The organism is Chitinophaga sp. W3I9 (genome assembly GCF_050434025.1).
Lineage (GTDB): Bacteria > Bacteroidota > Bacteroidia > Chitinophagales > Chitinophagaceae > Chitinophaga.
The window spans coordinates 1,937,822-1,960,143 of the sequence record NZ_JBNPWC010000001.1; the positions used below are offsets into that span (position 1 = coordinate 1,937,822).

Annotated in this window: 16 protein-coding genes; 13 read left to right on the forward strand and 3 right to left on the reverse strand. The window is 46.2% G+C overall.

The features are described from left to right. Nucleotides 1–226 precede the first annotated feature (226 nt). Both QFZ51_RS08330 and QFZ51_RS08335 read left to right on the forward strand, forming a co-directional pair. Nucleotides 227–1,471: a DEAD/DEAH box helicase gene (locus QFZ51_RS08330; protein ID WP_429044994.1), complete on the forward strand. Its 1,245-nt coding sequence runs from the start codon at nucleotides 227–229 to the stop codon at nucleotides 1,469–1,471. A gap of 300 nt (nucleotides 1,472–1,771) precedes the next feature. Then, complete coding sequence (locus QFZ51_RS08335; RefSeq protein WP_429044995.1) at nucleotides 1,772–2,662, forward strand: DUF1266 domain-containing protein; 891 nt, start codon at nucleotides 1,772–1,774, stop codon at nucleotides 2,660–2,662. A 4-nt stretch (nucleotides 2,663–2,666) separates the two neighbouring features. Here QFZ51_RS08335 and QFZ51_RS08340 read toward each other — a convergent pair whose 3' ends face one another. Further along, the gene (locus QFZ51_RS08340; protein WP_370909451.1) at nucleotides 2,667–3,563 is read right to left on the reverse strand and encodes a hypothetical protein; all 897 of its coding nucleotides are present in this window, start codon (nucleotides 3,561–3,563) and stop codon (nucleotides 2,667–2,669) included. A gap of 104 nt (nucleotides 3,564–3,667) precedes the next feature. Here QFZ51_RS08340 and QFZ51_RS08345 point away from each other — a divergent pair, with 104 nt between their 5' ends. The 10 genes from QFZ51_RS08345 (at nucleotide 3,668) to QFZ51_RS08390 (ending at nucleotide 16,285) form a co-directional block, all read left to right on the forward strand. Beyond that, entirely contained in the window at nucleotides 3,668–4,405 is a 738-nt protein-coding gene (locus QFZ51_RS08345) for a glycine-rich domain-containing protein (protein WP_429044997.1), read from the forward strand. Between the two features lie 17 nt (nucleotides 4,406–4,422). Beyond that, on the forward strand, nucleotides 4,423–4,788 hold the full coding sequence (locus tag QFZ51_RS08350; protein ID WP_429044998.1) for a hypothetical protein: 366 nt from the start codon (nucleotides 4,423–4,425) through the stop codon (nucleotides 4,786–4,788). A 572-nt stretch (nucleotides 4,789–5,360) separates the two neighbouring features. Then, on the forward strand, nucleotides 5,361–6,524 hold the full coding sequence (locus QFZ51_RS08355; protein ID WP_429044999.1) for a sensor histidine kinase: 1,164 nt from the start codon (nucleotides 5,361–5,363) through the stop codon (nucleotides 6,522–6,524). Between the two features lie 5 nt (nucleotides 6,525–6,529). Further along, complete coding sequence (locus QFZ51_RS08360) at nucleotides 6,530–7,282, forward strand: LytR/AlgR family response regulator transcription factor (RefSeq protein WP_429045001.1); 753 nt, start codon at nucleotides 6,530–6,532, stop codon at nucleotides 7,280–7,282. 362 nt (nucleotides 7,283–7,644) lie between these two features. After that, nucleotides 7,645–8,019 carry a response regulator gene (locus tag QFZ51_RS08365; RefSeq protein ID WP_370909456.1) on the forward strand — a complete coding sequence of 125 codons (375 nt, stop codon included), beginning with the start codon at nucleotides 7,645–7,647 and terminating at the stop codon, nucleotides 8,017–8,019. Between the two features lie 86 nt (nucleotides 8,020–8,105). Next, nucleotides 8,106–11,204: a lantibiotic dehydratase gene (locus tag QFZ51_RS08370; protein ID WP_429045003.1), complete on the forward strand. Its 3,099-nt coding sequence runs from the start codon at nucleotides 8,106–8,108 to the stop codon at nucleotides 11,202–11,204. A 99-nt stretch (nucleotides 11,205–11,303) separates the two neighbouring features. Then, nucleotides 11,304–12,575: a PQQ-dependent sugar dehydrogenase gene (locus tag QFZ51_RS08375; RefSeq protein ID WP_429045005.1), complete on the forward strand. Its 1,272-nt coding sequence runs from the start codon at nucleotides 11,304–11,306 to the stop codon at nucleotides 12,573–12,575. A gap of 100 nt (nucleotides 12,576–12,675) precedes the next feature. Further along, nucleotides 12,676–12,999, forward strand: coding sequence for a c-type cytochrome (locus QFZ51_RS08380; protein ID WP_429045007.1), 324 nt, complete (start codon nucleotides 12,676–12,678; stop codon nucleotides 12,997–12,999). 100 nt (nucleotides 13,000–13,099) lie between these two features. Next, nucleotides 13,100–14,908, forward strand: a complete 1,809-nt coding sequence (locus QFZ51_RS08385; RefSeq protein WP_429045009.1) for an ABC transporter ATP-binding protein — start codon at nucleotides 13,100–13,102, stop codon at nucleotides 14,906–14,908. A 96-nt stretch (nucleotides 14,909–15,004) separates the two neighbouring features. Next, a complete protein-coding gene (locus QFZ51_RS08390) occupies nucleotides 15,005–16,285 on the forward strand; it encodes an HAD-IB family phosphatase (protein WP_429045010.1) in 1,281 nt (426 codons plus the stop codon). A 63-nt stretch (nucleotides 16,286–16,348) separates the two neighbouring features. On the opposite strand, the gene QFZ51_RS08395 is transcribed toward QFZ51_RS08390, so the two are convergent. Continuing rightward, on the reverse strand, nucleotides 16,349–18,430 hold the full coding sequence (locus tag QFZ51_RS08395; protein ID WP_429045012.1) for a LamG domain-containing protein: 2,082 nt from the start codon (nucleotides 18,428–18,430) through the stop codon (nucleotides 16,349–16,351). Nucleotides 18,431–18,852: 422 nt separating this feature from the next. Between QFZ51_RS08395 and QFZ51_RS08400 the strand changes: the two genes are divergently transcribed. Then, nucleotides 18,853–21,201, forward strand: a complete 2,349-nt coding sequence (locus QFZ51_RS08400; protein ID WP_429045014.1) for a TonB-dependent siderophore receptor — start codon at nucleotides 18,853–18,855, stop codon at nucleotides 21,199–21,201. 58 nt (nucleotides 21,202–21,259) lie between these two features. Here QFZ51_RS08400 and QFZ51_RS08405 read toward each other — a convergent pair whose 3' ends face one another. After that, the gene (locus QFZ51_RS08405) at nucleotides 21,260–22,246 is read right to left on the reverse strand and encodes an NAD(P)H-quinone oxidoreductase (RefSeq protein ID WP_429045016.1); all 987 of its coding nucleotides are present in this window, start codon (nucleotides 22,244–22,246) and stop codon (nucleotides 21,260–21,262) included. Nucleotides 22,247–22,322: the final 76 nt, after the last annotated feature.

Consider the following 22,322-nt stretch of genomic DNA (forward strand, 5'->3'; position numbering starts at 1 on the left):
TGTTTTGACACTTAAAATACCCCTTTCATATGGCTTTTTTTTAATTTATCAACATCTTCACCAGAAAATCAGTATCTTTGCTTCCGTCTGTTGAGTTAAAAGCATAAAGCACAGAAATATCTATTCTCTCCAGTCCGGAAATCTTTTCTTTACTGCTCTCCTCAATTGTGATAACGCTAAAGATGAAGAAGCGTTATTTTATATTTATTACATCAGATATATCAACATGTTATTTGAGCAATTAGGGCTTATTGAGCCCATTTTAAAAGCAGTGAAAACTGAAGGGTACACTACACCTACTCCTATACAATTACAATCTATTCCCATTGTATTGGAAGGTAAAGACCTCTTAGGCTGCGCGCAAACAGGCACCGGTAAGACGGCTGCGTTTGCTATCCCCATCTTACAGTTATTACATAACAGTACGCCGGAAAAACAAGGTTTTAAACATATCCGTACACTGATCCTCACGCCCACCAGGGAACTGGCGGTGCAGATCGATGAAAGTTTTGCCGCCTATGGCAAACACACCGGTCTGAAACACGATGTGATCTTTGGTGGTGTTCCGCAGCACAGGCAAACCATTGCCCTGCGTAATGGAACAGATATATTGATTGCCACACCGGGTCGTTTACTCGACCTGATGAACCAGGGTTACATTTACCTGAACCACCTGGAAATATTTGTGTTGGATGAAGCCGACCGCATGCTGGACATGGGCTTTATCAACGATATTAAAAAGGTGATCCGGGAACTGCCACAGCAGCGCCAAACGCTCTTCTTTTCGGCTACCATGCCGCCAAGCATCGCGCAACTGGCTAACTCCTTACTTTACAAACCGGAGAAAGTTACCATTACACCGGTATCTTCCACCGCAGAAAGGATTGAACAATCCGTTTATTTTGTAAAGAAGAAAGATAAACAATCACTGCTGGAAACTATCCTGAAAGACCACCGTATCGAACGCACCATCGTGTTTACCCAAACCAAGCATGGCGCGGACAGGATCGCAAAAAACCTGAAGAAACGTAACATCGATGCAGATGCCCTGCATGGTGATAAATCACAGGCTTCCCGTCAGAATACCCTGAACAACTTTAAAAATGGCCGCCTGCGTGTGCTGGTAGCTACGGATATTGCTGCAAGAGGTATCGATGTGGACTCACTGGAACACGTTATCAACTACGATCTGCCAAATGTTTCTGAAACTTACGTACATCGTATAGGCAGAACCGGTAGAGCGGGTGCGGCAGGTTTTGCCCTTTCTTTCTGTGATACAGAAGAAAGACCATTCCTCCACAGCATCAATAAACTTATCCGGCAAACCATTCCTTCCGTGTCGCATCCGTTTGAGGAAGCAGCACTGATGGAAGCCAACAGCGCCAACCCGGATATGCCAAAAGCGCTTCCAAGAAGACCCAAACCGCAAAACAGGAGAGGAAAACTGGATAAACGCGACAGAACTTTTTAATATTAGAAGATCGTCATAGTGATGGGGATGTTGTACCGCAACATCCCTTTTTATTTGTGCTACAGCGTCAAAAGCACTACCGGTAACGGGTATACGTGTATTTGACTTTCCCTCCAGGCGCCGGCAATCCCCTTTTAAATCGCTCCCCTAACTATTATTGATATTGCTTTTGCTTTATCATGCGCTCGTATCAGAACATTCTCTATCTTTGTGCCGTATACCTAAAGAAAAACTTTAACCTGGTTTTATGCGTAAATACCAGGTATTAGCTCATTTTAACCGAACCCTTAACCAATCCTGATGAATCAGCAGCACTATATGGAGCAGCAACTGCGCAATATGGGACTCAGCGAAGAAGAAATTGCCCTGTATAAGCAGCAGTTACGGCAAACTACCAGCCCGGTAAGCGACTGGCCTGCCCTGTTGAAGGATAACGTCAAACAGTTTAACCAATTATTTTCCGGTGACGATGCAGATGTAACTGATGGAGATGAACATCCGCTGGCCATATTACTGAATCCCCACAGCCAGCTGGATGCCCCGCAGCAATGGGCAATAGCCTGCGGCGCTGATATCGCCTTTGTAAACTGCCAATACCTGAACGATCTGACTACAGGCGCCAATGAACAGGCAGCCCGCGAACATTTGTCGGAGTGGTGGGATATCAGCAATGCCGGTGAACTACAGGAAACGCTGGCCTGGCTCCAGGAAAGCGGTCACCGGATAGAATACGACATCATCTGGCAGGCGATCAATGCCGTATCCATAAAAGAGAGTAAAGCTTTTCTAAGGGAACATATTGCTACCAACGAGCTGGAAGAGGCGGTGGTAATGGAGCGGTTCCGCAACACCCGTAAAGCGCTGGAACTGTTCAGGGAAAGGAAACTGGTAACTGAAAGCCTCCAGCCGGATATGCTGATATGGGATTTTGGCCGCATTATTAACCTGAGCCGGTCGGGCTATGCGGCCGGTTACATCAGCTTCGGGGAGGCGCAGGAATATATCCAGGCTTGTGTGCCCCTGCTTAAAAGGACCTATACCTCCTGGAAACATCTCTCCGTTTCCTACCAGTTTGCACGTTGCGTGTGGAATGGCGTGGAAATGGGGAGCTTCGAAATCCTGCATAATAATATGGAATACCTGTTGGTAACGCCGGAAAGTCCCTGGGTGCGGTTACCTTTCAACAGCTAGTTATCTAATGCTGCATGATCCTGTTCTGCTCACTGTCTTTCAGGTGTACCAGGATATGCTTTGGCAGCAAGGGGCTGTCGAAGGCCAGGTCTACAGACGTCCGCTGGAAGTCCTTCACTTTAGCCACCCGGTGAAAGATCTCATACAGCGCGATAGGTTCTTCATTAAAGCTCACACAGGTGCTTACAAAGTTTAATTCGTTGATGGCATACCCGGATCTTTTGATATTGTCTTCCATATCTTTCAGCCGGCCTATGAAATGACGTTGACGGATAAACGTAGTACTGTTCATGATAATAAAAATGTAGTTGGCATAAGAGGTTATTTTGCCGTAATACATATGATTGTCCCTGCCGGTGCGCTCCACCAGGTATTCATCGCCCGACTTATAGATCTCCAGGGAAGACCTCCAGATGCGTTCCGCCGCTTTCTTACCCGACTTAAACGGAAGGTTCCGGTTATAGCAATACCAGTAACCTACCAGGTGATCCAGTAGTTTATGATTCACTTCCGACAGGGGGATACCGATCTTCAGTTCATGAAAAGGGTATACTTCTGCCGAATTGTTGATGAAATCAATGTAGCTGGTAAAGCCCAGTGCTACGGCCATTACATTCAGCTTGGAGAAATTAGGGCTGCTCAGCGCTGCAATACCCGCACTGTTTTTGGCTGCTTTCAGTTTCCGGATCACCAGGTGTTCATAGAAATAATTGTCGCCGAAAAGGGAAGGGGGCGTGGCTAATTTCCTGAAGCGCTGTTGCTTCTCAATAACGGTATTGAACTCATGTACCACATGGCTCCATTCTGTTTTTGAAACATCTTCCCAGCTTACCTTTTTCAGATACTGATAAGCAATATAATTCATCAATCGTTCCAGGTTAAGCAGTTCTTCCTTACTCATAATAAGACGATTATAATACGAAAATAGGTCGATGTAAGATACGCACAAGACTTTAGTATTCTGAAATAATTTCATCTTGGTATTAACAAATAAAAAATGAAATTATGATGATGAAAAACAACGAATTTGTAGCCTTGTCACCGGGTAAATTGCTCTGGGAGCAGATCAGTAACTTCCATTTGGATGAACCGGATATCAAGTTCCCCTTTTCAAAGAAGCTGGCCCGGGAACAGCGCTGGAGTGAAGACTTTACACAGCGGGCTATACAGGAGTACAAGCGCTTTATTTATCTCTGCTGTATTTCTCCAACGGGCGCTTCCCCTTCTGAAATTGTAGATAAAGTATGGCACCAGCATTTACTTTACACGCAGAATTACTGGGAGGCATTTTGTGAGAAAACGCTGGGTAAAAAGATCCACCATCACCCTTCCGGCGGGGGGAAGGCAGAACAGCAAAAACACGCCGCCTGGCAGGAAGATACGCTGCAGTTATACCGGCAATGCTTTGGAGAAGATCCGCCGGAAGCCATCTGGTCAAATAAATCTCCCTCTCTTTCCTTCTCCCTGATAAAGCGTATTAGCTTGTTTCCCCGTCGCTTTATAACACCCCTTCTCTTCTTTTCTTTCTTCTTCTTTACCGGTTGTTCGGCCGACAGCGGCCCTTTCTTTGGATTTACAATGGTACTGCTGTTTATGGGTCTTCTTATTGCGAAAAGCGACAAAAAGAAGAAGGAAGCCGGGAGTGAAAATGATGCAGGCGGCAGCAACTGTAGTAGTGGCAGCAGCTGTGGAAGTAGCTGTGGCAGCAGTTGCGGAGGTGGATGTGGTGGTTGCGGTTCCTGATCTTTAAAAATGATAACATGAAAAACGAAACAACTCCACGGCCCCTTTTTTTTTCCATCCTGGTCCTCTGTGCCTTCTCGTTACCCTTCCTGTATGTTTACCACGTTACCTCGCAGTGGAATCCCTTTGCTATTAAAGGGAAAACATTCCTGGTTTTCTATGGCCTGTTTATTACCATTGGTTACCTCACCTTATTGTTCCGGAAATATGCTGGTTTTTTCCCTTTTGCAAGAGGCATGGTGATAACCTTACTGGTCGCCGGGGTAGCCCGGTTGTGCCAGGGAGTGTATAACGGGAAGCCGGTAGGCTACCTGATCCTGCTGATGATGTGTTTGTTGATTTTGTGGCGGTGGGTGCAGTGGCTGTATAATAAAAAGAGATAGACTGATGCCTATCTCCTTTAGAGCTGTAAGGGGGAAATCATAGTGTTTCCATAGAATAGAATAGTATTAGCAGGTAGATATTCATACCCTCAGCTAAAATCTTTTTTTGGAGTTCACAAAGGACAAAATTCGCTAGGTTTTCTGACCAGATTGGTGTAATATTATTAATAAATTAAATGTCAATCTATCTAAGTGACAATGGTAACAACAATGGATGAAAGTATCTTTTGTGCAGTTTATGCACGTTTCATCCTTGTTTTTGTAGAATTTTTAACGGCAAAGAGCTTAAGCCAGCGAACATATTCAGGCTTGCATATCAAAAGTCAGCATTAAATAGCAGCCTGTTAAACTTATTAGACGTATTGACCTATAAACGCGATGAAAATGCGGTTGTATCCAACATCGTGTACTTTCGCTGCTGTCGGAAGGCATTCATAATGTGTAAGTTATAGACTAAAAAGGCTATTTGTATATCATTTTATATTTATATGATAAAAGAAAATTAAGATTGGTAAAGTATTTTTATTTTACTTGCTGCTGCTTACTGTAAATTTTTTATATTCAGGGATACAATGCTAGCTTTTTTCAGAAGTAAAACCAATGGAGAGCCGCCTGACATCAGCCGGAAATTCATGGAATGGATTTCATTTTTTTTGTCTGATAAGTATTATCGAAGGAGAGTAAGAATATGGGCGCATGTGCTCATGTGGGGATGCATGGCAATGTTTTATGCCTTATTAGTGAGTGGTACTTTTGCTGTTTCCGCCAGCGCCAGCCTTGTATTTGTTATCCGGAACATGTTGGGCGCCATGTTCTTTTTTTATTCTGTTTTTTATTTTACGATACCGAAGGTTTTACTGAAGGGGTATTTTTTTCTTACGATTGTATGTTTAATAATACCTTTCCTGTTCTGGTCTGTTATTAATTACCTATGCTCTTTGTATGTAGTTACATTTCTGGAGATCACGGATGTTCCGGTGAAGGAATTCCTGGGGCGGGTGGTTGGCAGCGGATGGAAAGATACTTTTTCACCTAACCATTTGCTGAAGATCTTCTTTCCTGTATTGATGACAGTGGCGCCGCCCATGTCGTTGAAACTGGTCCTGGACATTATCCGCACCACCACCCGTACGTTGAGGCTGGAGCGGGATAACCTGAACCTGGAGGTTGATTTTCTACGTTCCCAGCTGAACCCGCATTTCCTGTTTAATACACTGAATAACATCTATTCATTGTCTATCAGAAATGACGCGCTGGCATCAGACCTGATCATGCACCTGTCGGAGATGATGCGGTATACGCTCTATGATTCGAATACAGAAATGGTACCGCTGCACCTGGAAGCGGAGTTCCTGAAAAATTATGTAGAACTGGAAAGTGTGCGTTATGGAAAAAATGCCAGTATACATTTCGATTGCGATACGGAAAAGATGGGTAGCTACCAGATAGCACCATTGCTAATGTTTCCTTTTGTAGAAAATGCTTTTAAATATTCACATAGCACTACAGCAGATAAATGCTGGATTCATGCGTCGATGGATGTATCGGATAACCAGCTGAGATTTGAAATTTCGAACAGCAAAGGGGAACTCCCGGAAGGTAAAAAGGTATCCGGGGGAATTGGGTTAACGAACACCCGCAAAAGACTTATTCTGTTATATCCTGATCAACACATTTTATTTATTGAAAATAATCCCGAATATTACAAAGTTGTCTTGACACTAAAGTTGAACTAGAAAATATGGATCAAGTAATTACCTGCCTTGTAGTGGACGATGAGCCGTTTGCGAGGGATCTGATGGAAAATTACATTGGAAGGGTGCCTTATCTGCAACCTGTAGCCTTTTGCGAAAATGCCTTTGACGCAATTAATGAATTGCAACGGCAGCCTGTGGACCTGCTGTTTTCCGATATCCAGATGCCCAATATTAATGGCATCGAAATGATCCGTTCCCTGAGTAATCCACCTGTTGTTATTTTTACTACCGCCTCAAGAGATCACGCTATTGCGGGTTTTGAGCTGGATGCAGTGGATTACCTGGTAAAGCCTATTTCATTTGACAGGTTCCTCAAAGCGGTAAATAAAGCGCGTGCGCATATCAGTCAGCGTTGGCAACCGGCAGCTGTGGAAACTACCAAGTCGAAAGTTCAGCCAGCCAATCACCTGTTTGTAAAAGACAATAACAAGTTGACGAAGATTATCTTCGATGATATTTATTACGTGGAAGGGATGAAAGACTATATTAAAATTGTTTGCAGGGAAAAAAATATCATTACCTATATGCGGATGAAAGCGATAGAAGATATTTTGCCGCCCGATCAGTTTATGCGTATCCACAAATCCTACATTGTAAGATTACAGGCGATTAAATCCATCATGGGTAATACCGTGGAAGTTGTTAACGGCCAGTCTGTAATTATTTCCAAAGCGTCGCGGCAGGACCTCAAGCGCTTGCTTGGCATTGCCAACTATAATGATGAAGACGATGAATAGTTATCAACAATGAGGGCTGTTGGTCGAAGAAAAAGGCAATTATGTCTAATAAAATATGATATTTATAAGCATTGGGCGAGATTCGGCCTGTGATTTGTTTAAGAGATCATCTTAAATGCATGTTTTATGTTGAAATGCAAATTGTCTGTGAATCGCCGCCCTGTGTTAATTTTAGAAAAAGAAATTGTTTCAAAAGCTGATGTAAGGACAATAGAGAACATAAGGGCGTCCAGTTATGAAGGAGTAACATCAATACTTTCGAGTGTTCCTACTACTCCCACTACTTTAACAGGGACAGGTTTTTTACGCTAGATCTTTAAATTTGTTTATTATTCCTAATTGATTAACCCCTTTGGTAAGAAATGCAATACAGATGTGCCATAGTAGATGACGAGCCTCTGGCATTAGATATACTGGAAAGCTATATCCAAAGAACATCCTATCTAAAACTCGTAAAAAAAGCATCAGAGTTGGACACCGTGGAAAGCCTGATCGCTGAAAGAAAAGTAGACGTCGTTTTTTTGGATGTTAACCTGAGAGGCAATACAAGAGATATCATAGCAAAGTTCCTTAAAAAGGACTGCGTTTTTATTCTTGTTACCGCTTATTCCAGCCGTGAGGTCCAGCATCTTTGCCAGGAAGAAAGGCAAGGTTACCTGGGTAAACCTGCCAGTTACAAGAAGTTTGTAGATGAAATGGAACGGGTTATTCCAGGTATCAAAATAGCTGTTACCTGAGATCCTAAAAACATTTTATCTTTATTCAAGCATACAGAACCGGAAAGCATGGCTTTCCCACTAAAGTAAGTATGCCATTGTCGCGTATGTCCGTGTTGAACGCCTGCGATTTCTTTTTATCGAGAATGCCACTATTGTCATATGAGGAAGTGTTACAACTACATCGTAACACCCGCAATGACCAGCCCTCTTTTGTATCTGCCCTCCGGAAAATATATTCCCAACCGTTATTGCAGGAAGCCGTTTTCCTGGCCAGTCCAACGCTTTACGCAGAAATGCTGAAGTGGCTGCCATCGGCGGATACCTCCCTGAAACTGCCGCTGGCGCTTTACCGTTACCTGCTGAGAATGAGCACACGCTGCACCCCTTACGGCTTATTTGCCGGTTGCAGCACCGGTTACATCCGTACCGGGCCTACCTGCTTACCAGCCCCTGTTATAGCACAGCGCCAGGCAGTAGCACGACTGGACATGGGATACCTGTCCGGCTTGATGAGCGAACTGGCCCAACGGCCTGAAATAGGCCCGCAACTGCTTTATTTTTCCAACAGCAGTTTATATCATTCCGGCGATGCCTTCCGGTATTTTGAATACCAGCTGCGGGATAAGAAGCGGCATTATTTCCTCAGTGCCTTCCCGCAAAATGAATATATGGAAGCCATCCTCGCGGCAGCCGGCAGGGGGGCCAGCACTTCCCAGCTCACCGGCGTACTCACCAACCTGGATATCCCGGCCGACGAGGCCCGGGGCTTTATCGAAACATTGATCCGGAACCAGATCCTGGTAGCCGGATTATCTCCGGAAATTGCCGGTACTGATAACCTGGAGGGACTGATCCGTGAATTGCTGGCGTTACATCCGGCACCGGACTGCCTGCCTGCATTGCAACAAGTGCGGCAGATTTTACAGCAACCTGCCATTGGTATAAACAGCTACCAGGAGGTTAAAAATATATTAGCCTCAAATTTCCCGGGCATCGACGCGAAAGAGCCGGTACAGGTGGATCTTTTTTTTCCGTCGCCGGAAGTCCGCCTGGCTGCATCCGTTACCAGTACCTTGCTGCAACGGCTGGAGCGGCTGCTGGTATTTGGCGCCTCCGGTGAAGGCGGCGACCTTCAGCATTTTAAAGAACAGTTCCTTCAAAAATATGATCAGCGCGAAATACCCCTGATGATGGCCCTCGACAGCGAATCCGGAATAGGGTACGGGGTGGTATCCGGTGAAGACGCGAGCTATACCCCCCTCATAGATGACCTGGTAATGCCGGCCGGTAAAAAGAACGATACCATTCACTGGAACGCACAAACGAAGTTTGTGCTGAAACGCTTTCTTGCTGCCGGAGCCACCGGAGCCATGGCCATTTCCCTCACGGATGCTGACCTGGACGAACTGGCCGCGGATACCGATAAACAGGAAATACCACCATTTTTTTGCGTCATGGGTTCGCTGGCAGCTGCTTCGGCCGCTGCTATGGATAACGGCGACTTCAAATTTTTGCTGAAAGCATGCCATGGCCCCAATGCCCTGGCCCTGCTGGGCCGGTTTGCTGCCGGAAACAGGGAACTGGAAAGCCTCTTACGTGATTTTACACGCCGCGAGCAGTTACTGGAGAAAGATAAAATACTGGCAGAAGTTATTCATTTACCGGAAGGCCGTTCCGGCAACGTGTTACTACGGCCATCCCTGTACGATTATGAAATACCGTTCCTGGGAAAAAGCAGCCTGCCGGAAAACTATCAGTTGCCCGTGAGCGATCTGCTGGTAAGCGTACGTAACAACAGGGTAGTGCTGCGTTCGCAACGGTGGGGAAAAGAGGTGATGCCCCGGCTCACCAGCGCCCATAACTACAGCCGTGGCTTATCGGCCTACAAATTCCTGTGCGACCTGCAACAGCAGAACGCACTATCGGTACAGTGGAACTGGGGAATTTTACAGGAAGAACCCTTTCTGCCCAGGGTGGTATACCATGAGGTAATCCTGGCGCCGGCCAGGTGGTATCTGACCCGTGCCGCGTTTGAATCACTCATGGAAGCCCATTCCGCAGATGAGGCGTTGCTGCTGTTAAAAGCGCAGTGCCGGCTGCCGGAACATGTACTGTTATCCGAAGGAGACAACGACCTGTTAATAGATTTCTCAAGTGCTTTTGGTCGAATGCTGTTAACAGATAAACTGAAGAAAGGAAATGTAGTATTATATGAATGTTTATTTAACGAGGCTACCCGTTTGTCGACGAACGGACAGGGTGCTTTCTGCAATGAAATTATAATACCGCTGCGTAACGCCGCGTGGCAGCCATCGGCTGAATTGCCCGCCACGCAGGCGCCGGCAGGGGTGCCGCGCAGCTTTGCCCCGGGCAGCGAATGGATGTATATAAAAATATACTGTGGCCCTAAATGGATGGATAAACTGTTGCTGAAAGTATTGCTGCCCCTCACCGTCAGGCTGCAATCCTCAGGGGTAACGGATCGCTGGTTTTTTGTCCGGTACCAGGACCCGGATCATCATATTCGTATCCGCTTTCATTTGCCCCAGCACCGGGAACACAGCGCCGCCGTGATGCAGGAAGTGGAGGCACTACTGCTCCCTTATCTTAACAGTGATATTGTACAGAAGATACAGCTGGATACTTATGTGCGGGAGCTGGAGCGGTACGGACCAGCGCTGATGGAACATAGCGAGGCTTTCTTTTTCCACGACAGCGAGGCGGCGGTAAGACTGTTACTGACCATCAGCGGCGCTGAAAGCCAGGAGCGCTGGCTGCTGGCGTTAAAAGGAGCAGATGAGTTGTTAAACGGTTTCGGCTATACACCGTTGATGAAAATGAAGCTGTTGCAGCATTTACAACAGCAGTACTTTGCGGAGCATCACGGAGATGCTTCATTGCTGCGGCAACTGAATAATAAATACCGTGCGCACAGCAGGCAAATTACGGATGTGCTGTCGGATAACGTAAACGATTACACGTTACCGGATGGCGCCCGCGAAATATTGGCGGAACGGGCGGCCAGGTGGAAGGATATTATCCTGGAACTCCGTGTCATACAGCCGGCGGCAGTAACGGAACTGGTGCCGCATTACCTGCACATGTTCCTGAACCGCATGTTTACGGCCAACGCCCGTTTGCATGAGCTGGTGATTTATCATTACCTGATGAAGTATTACATTTCCCTGGTAGCCAGGAGCTGATGCCATTCATCCATAAATTAGGAATTCCATAAAAACCATTACTATTTTTACACGGTAAGTTTAAATATCCCCTCATCAATCATTGTAAATAAAAGAAATATGAAAACAAGAGTAGTTCTCCTGGGATGTTTGTCTGTAATGACGCTGTTGTCCGTTCAATGCCTGGCCAATAACGGCGACAGCAGCGCTGTTCGCCGTACAGTGGCAGATCCCGGCAATGCAGGGTTGAAACTGCCCGCAGGATTCAAGGCGCAGGCAATAGCGGAAAACCTGGGCGCAGCCCGCCACATAGCGGTAACACCACTGGGGGATGTCTATGTAAAAATCCAGACTTCAAAACCGGGAAAAGCCATTGCAGTGATACACGGCAAGGACGTAAAAACCTTTGGCACTTACCGCGGTACCGGCATGGTAATCAAAGGAAACTACCTGTATACCTCCTCCGATGAGGAAGTATTCCGTTATGCACTGAATGATAAATTTGAAGTGATCAACCCTGAACAACCGGAAAAGATCGTAACAGGATTGATTAACCGCCACCAGCATGAAGCAAAAGCTTTAACGCTGGATAACGAAGGAAACATTTATGTGAACATCGGCGCCTACTCCAACTCCTGCCAGGAACAGGATCGCGCGAAAGGTTCCAAAGGCATAGAAGGATGTCCTATCCGCGATTCGGCAGCAGGCATCTGGCAATTCCGGGCAGATAAACAAAACCAGACCTATGGCGATGGCACCCGCTATGCCACCGGGCTGCGTAATGTGGTGGGGCTCGACTGGAATACAGCGGATAACCAGTTATTTGTAATGCAACACGGGAGAGACGGGTTGTTTGACATGTACCCGGAATATTACACGCTGCAACAGGGTAATGAATTACCAGCGGAATGTATGTATGCCTTAAAGAAAGGAGATGATGCCGGCTGGCCCTATATTTACTACGACGGACAACAGCAAAAGAAAATGCTGGCGCCCGAATATGGCGGCGACGGAAAGAAAACCGGTGGTGAAAACGCCATTGACCCTGTAGTGGCATTTCCTGCCCACATGGCGCCTAATGGCTTGTTGTTTTATACCGGCAGCCAGTTTCCGACCAAATATAAGAATGGCGCTTTTGTGGCTTTTCATGGTTCCTGGAACCGTCAGAAAGGACAGAAGGGTTATTTCGTAGCATTTGTGCCGTTTAAAGATGGTAAACCATCCGGTAAATGGGAAATTTTTGCAGATGATTTTGCGGGCGTACCGGATATCCAGTCGCCAGGCCAGGCAAAGCACCGCCCCTGCGGACTGGCACAGGGTCCCGATGGTTCCCTGTATGTAACAGATGATGTAAAAGGAACGGTTTATAAAATTACCTACAGTGGTAAATAATGATATGGTATGAAGAGGATCATTTTAACAGGTGTTGCATTTGGTGCCATGCTTTCTTTTTTATCTGCGCAGACCAAAAAGCCGGGCGCCAATCCTGCAGATGGCCCGCGGTAAAAAAGTATATGAGCAATATTGTCTTACCTGCCACCAGGTAGATGGCAGTGGCGTACCACATTTAAATCCGCCGCTGATTAAAACCACTTTTGTGCTGGGAGATAAACCCGCATTGGTGCAGGTGATATTAAAGGGCATGCAGTCGTCTGTTCCGATAGATGACGAGTATTATTCCAATAATATGCCGCCGCATAATTTTCTGAAAGACCAGGAAATAGCGGATGTGCTGACTTATGTGAGAAATAATTTCGGCAACAAAGCCAGTGCGGTTACCGCTGCGGAAGTAAAGGCCATCAGGGCAAAAAATTAATCCGTAATGGAAAAGAGAGGCCGGATCAGCACATGATCCGGCCTCTCTTCATTTTAGTACCGGGAAGATATATGTTACCCGTTTATCGTATTTTTAAAATATGAAGGTCCTCTGGAACTATTTGAAGCCACACAAATGGCTGGTCATTTTATCTTTATTACTGGCCGGCATCAGCCAGGTGCTGGTGATGACGGATCCGTTGATTTTCGGTAAGATCATCGACGATTATGCCGGTAAGGTAAACAGTATGCCGGAGAAGGATCTGGTGCACGGGGTATTGTTCTGGCTGGGCGTTGCCGTAGTGGTGGCTTTGATGGCACGGCTCGCAAAATCTTTCCAGGAATATTTTCTTCGCCTGGTAGTGCAGAAATTCGGGATGCAGGTATTCAACGACGGGCTCAAACAAACCCTCCGGCTATCGTTTGAGGAATATGAGGAACAGCGGAGCGGGGAAACACTTGCCGTACTGCAAAAGGTAAGAACAGATACAGAACGTTTTATTACTGCTTTTATTAACATCCTCTTTACTTCCCTGGTGGGTATGGGATTCCTGATCTGGTATGCCATTACCAAACACTGGGCACTGATACCTGTATTTGTGATCGGGATTATTTTCCTGGGTGGGCTTACCGGTTTGCTCAGCAAAAAAATGAAAACCGTACAGCGGGCGATCAACCGCGAAACGCTGCAGCTTTCCGGCGCCATTACAGAATCATTGCGGAATATAGAACTGGTAAAAAGCCTGGGGTTAACCTTCCCGGAAATAAGACGGTTAAAAACCTTTACCAAAGAGATCTTCGACCTGGAAATGGAAAAGACACGGCAGGTGAGAACGCTGTCTTTTTTACAAGGCACTACGCTTAATATCTTAAAACAGAGCATCCTCTTTATCCTGTTGTGGCTGATCTTCAGGAATATACTCACTACAGGGGAGCTGATCACCATGCAGTTTATTACCACGGCCATTTTTGTTCCGTTGCAGGACCTGGGGAATATTATTATCCAGTACCGGGAAGCAGAAGCATCGCTGCAGTTGTTTCATAAACTCATGCAACGCCCGGTAGAAGAGCGCCCCGAAGAGCCGGTGGAAATCGGGGATTTGCAGCAGATGCGTTTTGAGGATGTGGTGTTCAGGCATAAAACTGCTACCACCAATGCGATCGACCATATTTCGTTTGCCGTGGAAACCGGTGATACCATTGCGTTTGTAGGACCATCCGGCTCCGGTAAATCCACCCTGGTGAAATTGCTGGTGGGGTTGTATAAACCGGTAGCAGGAGAAATATATTTCAATGATGTGCCCTCCGGCGATATCCGGTATAATGCGCTGAGAAGGCAAATTGGCTTTGTAACGCAGGACACACAGTTGTTTGCCGGCACCATTAAGGAAAACCTGCTGTTTGTAAAATCTGACGCCACCGATGAAGAAGTGATTGAAGCACTGGAGAAGGCCTCCTGTACCGCCCTGCTGGCCCGTTCCGGTAAAGGCATTTATACCCGGCTGGGAGAGGGCGGCGTAAAATTATCCGGTGGGGAAAAGCAGCGTATTTCCATTGCACGTGCATTGATCCGTCATCCCCGCCTGCTGATCTTTGATGAGGCTACTTCCGCACTGGATTCTATTACAGAGGAGGCGATTACTGATACCGTAAGAAGTATTTCCGCCCGCAGGGAACAGATCACCGTGCTCATTGCACACCGGTTGTCGACCATTATGCATGCCGACCGGATCATTGTACTGGAAAAAGGAAAGATCGCTGAAACCGGCACACATGACGAGCTGGTGGAGCATAAGGGATTATACTATGCCATGTGGCGCCAGCAGATAGGAGAAAGGAGAACGGCCACCTTACCGGTGGAAAAGAAAGCGCCGGAAGAGGAAAATGAAACCGAATGGGACGCTTTATAGTCCAGGCTTTAACCCCCATAAATTCCCCGGAATTACAAGATTGTCTGCTAAATCTTATTTAAACTTATATTTTTGTGCTCCAAATTTGATCGTTCCGTGGGCAAAAAATACTATATAATTGACTTTGACAGCACTTTCACGCAGGTGGAAGCATTGGATGAACTGGCGCGCATATCCCTGCAGGATCATCCGGAAAGAGAACAGATCTATAAAAAAATTGAAGATCTGACCAACCTCGCCATGGAAGGGAAGCTTTCTTTCAGGGAAAGCCTTGCAGCCCGGGTGCAGCTGCTGGAGGCGAATAAGGACCATCTGAAACTGTTGGTGAAGCATTTGAAGAAGCTGGTATCCACTTCTTTCTCCCGGAATAAAAACTTTTTTAAACATCATGCAGAGGATGTGCTGATCGTTTCCGGCGGATTCAAAGAGTTTATTACACCGGTAGTATTGCCTTTCCATATCAAAAAAGAAAATATTTATGCCAATACCTTTTTGTTTAACGACGAAGGGAAAATAGTTGGCTATGATGCCGCAAACCCGCTGTCCAACGAAGGCGGCAAAGTAAAATTGCTGCATGAACTGCAGCTCCAGGGCGAAATTCACGGTATTGGCGATGGTTATTCCGATTTTCAGCTGAAAGAGTCCGGCATGATCAAGAAGTTTTATGCCTTTACAGAGAATATAGAGCGTAAGTCCGTCACCGAAAAAGCGGACCATATTACGCCAAGTCTTGATGAATTCCTGTATGTGAACAACCTGCCCTCAGCCATCTCCTACCCAAAGAACCGCATTCTTTGTCAGGTAGCAGGCGATGTGCCGGAAGCAGCAGTAAAATACCTGAAGAAGGATGGCTTTACCATTAAACATGCCGGAACAGACGATAAACAGCTGTCGGCCGCCGGGATATTGTTAATGGGGGAAGGAGAAAAGCTCAGCGCAGAACAGTTGAAAAAAGCGGCCAAACTGAAAGTGATCGGTTACCTGGGCAATAGTAAAAAACATATCCCGCAGGAGCTTTGTACAGAAATGGGAATCGTGATCTTTGATAATATGCGCAAGCCGGAATCTGTGGCAAAAAGAATTGCCAGGTTTATCAACAATGGCGACTCCTTTAAAAGCAGCAACTTCCCGAATATACAATTGCCGGAAGTAAATAATGCTCATCGCTTTATCCACGTTCACCGCAATGTGCCAGGCGTGATGGCAAAGGTAAACCAGGTGCTGGCAGATCATCGCATTAATATTGTTTCACAATTCCTGATGACGAATGCCGCTATCGGTTATGTGATCACCGATACCAGCAGCGAATACGATAAAAAGATATTGAAAGAACTGAAGAAGATTAAAGACACCATCAGCTTCCGGGTGTTATATTAAGGAAGTGGAGTTACGATATTAAAGAGGCTGGATCAAATGACTATTGATACAGCCTCTTTTGTTTTAACCCTGTCCCTGCTCAGCTAATTTTTCGCAGTTCCCGTCATATTCCATTGAAAGCTTCGTCAACTGTGCAGCCCATACAATAAACTTCGCCATTATTTCTGCTGCTACCAGGCCGGTAGCCATTGTAAAAGCTCTTGCAATGATAGCAGTCAGGGCAAACCAACCCGCCGAGACTACAATGAATTTTAAAATGGGCCATAAAATCTTTTCACGATGCATTTCTGTTATAATATCCAGCCCGGACATAACGGTGATCGTAGTGCCGACTACAGCAGTAATTTTTGCCAACACCTTTGCATTCGCGATAGCGAGATTGAAAATTTTACCGGGAATCTGGTTGTAGGGAGAGAAAACCGGAAGCGGGAGGAATATGCCCAAAAATTTAACAGAGATGCTGTAGACAAAAACTATCCACCAGATAGTGCAGTCAGTTACTTCTCCTATTGGACGGTCATAAATAAGTGCGTCGCCGCGAAGGTCGTGGTATATGATCTTTGTTCTTCCATTTTCATCTGTTCTGGTATAAACTTTCCGGAGATTTTCATTCTCTGAGAGCATTTTTTCTGCCCGTGCATATGCTTTTTCAAATTCTTCCCGGAAAGCATGTTGTTTTTCTCCATCCACCTTCCAGAAACTAACCAGGTCTGTAAATGTTTTCTCCTTCAGATCGGCGGAGGATAGTTCCCGCTGATCAGCAGGTTTTATGACTTTTGGAGGAGGAAGAGGTGCTTCTTCCACGCTATTAAAGTAGCTGGAATTGATAGGCATAGAAACACCCAGCTGGGCTTTTCTGTCTGCCAGTTCAAGGGTTGTTGTTGCCAGCGCGCTGGCAGCACCGTTCAGTAGTTGAACAGTATGGCCCATTGAATCCATCGGTGGGGTAGTAGTGAAATCGAAGTTGGCTACCAGTCTTGGATCGGTGATCACATCATTCAGTATCCATTGACGGAGTTCTGCCTGCTCCAGGCAATCTTTCCATAAACGGACGTTTTGAATGTAACCGGTAAAGCCGGTTCCGCCTATTATCAGTCTCCCCTGGGCAACATTCGCTACACCACCGGGAAAGTATTCAGCTGTTTGCAGGTTCCCGTTTACGTAGAGGCTCATCATTTTTGAATCTCCGTTATAGGAAACGGCAAAATGATAAAAACGTCCTTCAGTGATTTGTTCCTTGGAGTAGATGGCTTGTCCATCTGAATTCCGTTTTGCAATGAGGCGGCTGTTGACTTTATCATACTGAATATAGTATTGCCAATGCAGGTCTTTTTCAAAGGCGACTAATACGGCCATATCCGCTGTGGAGGTGGGATTAAACCAACCCTCAATGGTATATGGCTGATAGCCGCCGAAATTATACTCCGGATATACACCGCAATCAATATAACCATTTTCTGTTACCCCTGCCGAAGGGATACTGTAAACATAGTTGGGTGGCGGCGTACTGTAGGAGATCTCAATGCCATTACCGGAACGGTCTTCAGTGGGCATTTCGGTGAAGTCTGTCCATAAAACGAGATCAGTTCCTGTTGCCGCGGGGGGAACAATCGCAAATGCATCTTCCGCGATCTCAAAAATGTCCCGGGCCGATTTCCAGATGGCTATACGTGCTATATGCCCATAGAATAAATTCTGGTATCCGGATGGGGATTGGTATTTTCCGGCGCCAATATGAGTCTGAAGTGGTATGACCTGGTAAGGAATTCCCTGTATGGGGCTACTGCCTACTTCTATTCCATCCAGGCACAGCGTGATCAATTTTCTGTCACTGTCAAAAGTAGCTGCCACCTGATGCCATTCCAGCAGGGGTAGCTTTTTTGTAGCCGTTACCTGAAACGGCTTTCCGGTATTATTCATGGTCTCCAAATACAAAAAACCGTTGGAAAGGCCGAAGTTAAAATAAGCGCCGGCAGTCGGCGATGCACTGCAAAGAATGGTCCCTGTTGATGCCGTTGAAAAGATCGTTGCTTCAAGCGTAAACGACCTCATGTTGTTAAGGTGGTTGGATGGGAAATAAGCATACGAGGTCCCATTGAATTGAAGCGCGCTATATCCCCAGCGCATTGTTAATCCAAGATTCATAAGTGTATTTTTTGGTCCTACTCTGTTATGGTTTTTCGGTTTCACCCCCTGCTTATTGTCAAGCCAGGCAGACCTGTTTTTTTCTGTGCTGCAGCTGCACATTCTTCTCCACAAATGTCCATTGATCTGCCGGCCTGAATAAGAGCGTAAATGAGTGTTTTTGAAAACAGGTATTTATACCTGTTTAGGGAGATATAGCGGGTATTTATATCTGCTTCCTGTTACTTTATGTGGCTTGCGCTAAAACGTTTTTTCCGTATTGCGTAAACCTTTTTCCCGAATTCATAACCTCGCCCGGAGTATCGCCGTTAATTTTGCGCCTGAATTTTAAACCGAAATAACCGACCTATATGTTTTTATTTATCAACCGGATAACGGTGTACTTATGCTTTCTATGTACTGTTTGCTTTTCCGTGAATGCAATGGCTGATACTGAGCCCTTATCCGCTATCCGCGGCCTGGTAGTTACCTCCGACGGAACGCCTGCCGCTTATGTAGCTGTACAGATCAAAGAAAAAAACAGGGGCACACTCACCAATGAAAAGGGCGAATTTGTATTCAAAAAACTGGCACCCGGAAAGTACACCTTGCAGGTGATGCTGATCGGGTACAAAACAATGTCGCAGGAAGTAATAGTAGAACAGGACCAGATTGTGCAGATGAAACTGCAGCTCGAAGCTTCCGATAAACAATTGAAAGAAGTAATTGTAAGCGGTGCAAGAAACCGGTATAAGAACGACAGTCTTTCCGGATCACTGCGACTGAGAACGCCTATCCTCGAAGTGCCACAGAATATCCAGGTAATATCTGCCAATGTAATTGCCGATCAGCAGGCATTTGACCTGGTAGATGGTATCACCCGTAATGTAAGCGGGGCCACACGTGTAGGCCATTGGGATAATCAGTATGCGAATATCAGGATGCGCGGTTCCAAGATCCCCGCTTTCCGTAATGGTATGAATATAGAAGCCAGCTGGGGACCCACAGCAGAAGATGCCGCTATGATTGACCGTGTTGAGTTTGTAAAAGGACCGGCAGGCTTTATGCTGGCAGGTGGTGAGCCGGGTGGCTTTTATAACGTGGTTACCAAAAAACCGACCGGGATTACCAAAGGTGCAGCCAGCATCAGCATGGGAAGTTTCAGTACTTACCGCGCCGCGCTCGACTTTGACGGTAAACTGAGCAAAGATGGTAAACTGCTGTACCGCCTCAATGTGGCCGGTCAGCAAAAGGATTATTATACCAAATACAACTTCAACAACCGTTACCTGTTTGCGCCGGTATTAAAATACCTGGTAGACGATCGTACTTCTGTTACGCTGGAATATACCTACCAGGGATCAACCTACCTGGCGAATGGTAACTATGTTTTCTCCGGCAAAAAATTGTTGGATGAAGATATCTCGAATGATTTCTTTTACGGAGATCCATCCCTCACGCCTGGTAAACTGAAGGATCACAGTGTGTACCTGTACTTTGATCATAAGATGAATGATAAGTGGGAAGCGCATGCGCAGGTAGCTTATTTCAACTTCGGTATGGAGGCAAACAGTATATGGGCTTCCAAAGTAGATAGTGCAGGGAATATGGGCAGAACTTTCAGTGTGGCAGATGAAGCGGGGGAGAACCGTTTTGCGCAGGCTTCCATTTCCGGCGAAGAGTATACAGGTACGGTGCGGCACAGGATACTGGCGGGCGTAGATATGGGGAATAAAAAGTTTTGGGGAGATTTCAGAACATTGGCCAATATCGATATGGTGGGGGATAAAAAATTCAATGTATATAACCCTGTATACAGCATTCCTATTGGTACCCTGCCTGCTATAGACCGCAGCCAGAGTGTAAAAACAAGAGCAGGTGGCAGTAACTATGTGAGCTCAGTAAACTATACCTCGGCTTACATACAGGATGAACTGGGCTTTTTTAACAACAGGTTACGTTTATCGTTAGCCGGGCGTTTCACCTACGCAGAAACGGTTGGCAAAACCAAGGCGCTTGCTATTAAGGATAATGTGTTTACTCCCCGCGTTGGCCTGAGCTATTCTATAGATAAATCCACTACTATTTACGGTTTGTTTGATCAGTCGTTTGTACCTGTGCCTGGAGCTGATTCCAACCAGAACGCATTTAAGCCTATTAAGGGAGTGGATGTGGAAGCTGGTGTGAAGAAGGAATGGTCTGAAGGCAGGTGGGTAGCATCAGCTACGGTATACCGTATTGCCAGGCAAAACTCGCTCGTAAGCCTGAATATGAAAGACAGTCGCGGTGCAGATGTACAGGAGCAACTTGGTGAAACACTCACCAAAGGTGTGGAAATTGACATTGCCGGGGAAATACTACCTGGATTAAATGCCACGCTGAACTATGCTTACACCGATTCAAAGATCTCCAAGGAATCACCTACAGCCACAACGAAAACAGTAGGTAATATCACGCCTAATACGGCTACGCATATTACCAATGCCTGGCTGAACTACCGTATTGGCAAAGGAGTTTTGAATGGCCTCGGTGTTACAGGCGGCATTCAGTGGATGGCTGATCGCTACGTGGGAAGCGCCACAAAAGTGTTCTCTATTCCCAATTACTTCCGTACAGATGCGGGTTTGAGCTACGTTAAAGGAAAGTACAGTGTTTCATTACTGGTGAATAGCCTGCTCGATAACCAGCGGCTGCTCACTGCTGCTTCTATACCTACTACTGCTACCGGGTTTTATAATTATATAGTAGAGGCCCGTCGTAACTTCAGGATGACGATCGGTTACCGCTTTTGATATCTTACTAAAATGAATAAAAACAAAAGGTGTACTGCTCATAGTACACCTTTTGTTTTTATTCATTTACCAGCACTATTTTACCGGTATGTTCACTGCTGGCCATTAGCCGGTGCGCTTCCGCAGCCTCCTTAAAAGGGAACGTAGCGTATATCACTGGCAGGAATTTTTCAGCTGCTATCAATGGCCACACATGCTGGCGGATATCAGCCGCCAATGCTTTTTTATAATTGTATTCCCTGCTCCGGAGTGTACTACCGGTGATGGTGATACGTTTCTGCATGACCGTGGAGATATTTACTTCTGCCAGGTTGCCCCCCATAGAGTTGATGTACACCAGCCGTCCTTCCGGGTTAAGGATAGTAAGATTTTTACCGAGATATTTTCCTCCCACCATATCCAGTATAACATCTATGCCCGTTGTGGCCAGTTCCTCCTCAAAATCCTGTTTTTTATAATTGATATATTGCGTAGCCCCCAGCCTGATGCAGGCTTGTCCTTTCTCTTCTGTACCTACTGTTACCCATACTTTGCTGTTTAATGCATGTGCCAGTTGTATGGCGGTAATACCAATACCGCTGGAACCTCCATGAACCAGCAACGTTTCTCCCGGCATTAATTTAGCGCGTTGAAAAACATTGCTCCACACGGTGAAAACAGTTTCAGGTAAACTGGCAGCCTCGGCAAAGCTGAGACCTTCCGGAACCGGCAGGCATTGCCCTTCTTTTACGGTCACATATGCTGCATATCCGCCGCCTGCCAGCAGTGCGCATACTTTGTCGCCGGGCGACCACATGGTAACACCCGCACCGCAACTCACCACCGTGCCGGCCACTTCCAGGCCGGGAATATCCGGCGGCACGCCGGGAGGCGCCGGGTATTTGCCTTCGCGTTGCGACAGGTCGGCCCGGTTTAGTCCGGCAGCACGCACCTCAATCAATACTTCTTCCTGCCCCGGCGCCGGTGTGGCATATTCCTGTAACTGCAATACCTCAGGTCCGCCCGGCTGGGTAATAACGATGGCTTTCATGACGAATGATTTCATCAAAAATCGGTGTTTCTTTTGGATTATGCTTCTTTTATCCGGGGTTAAAATATTGAAGTTCTGCGACCAGGAAGTC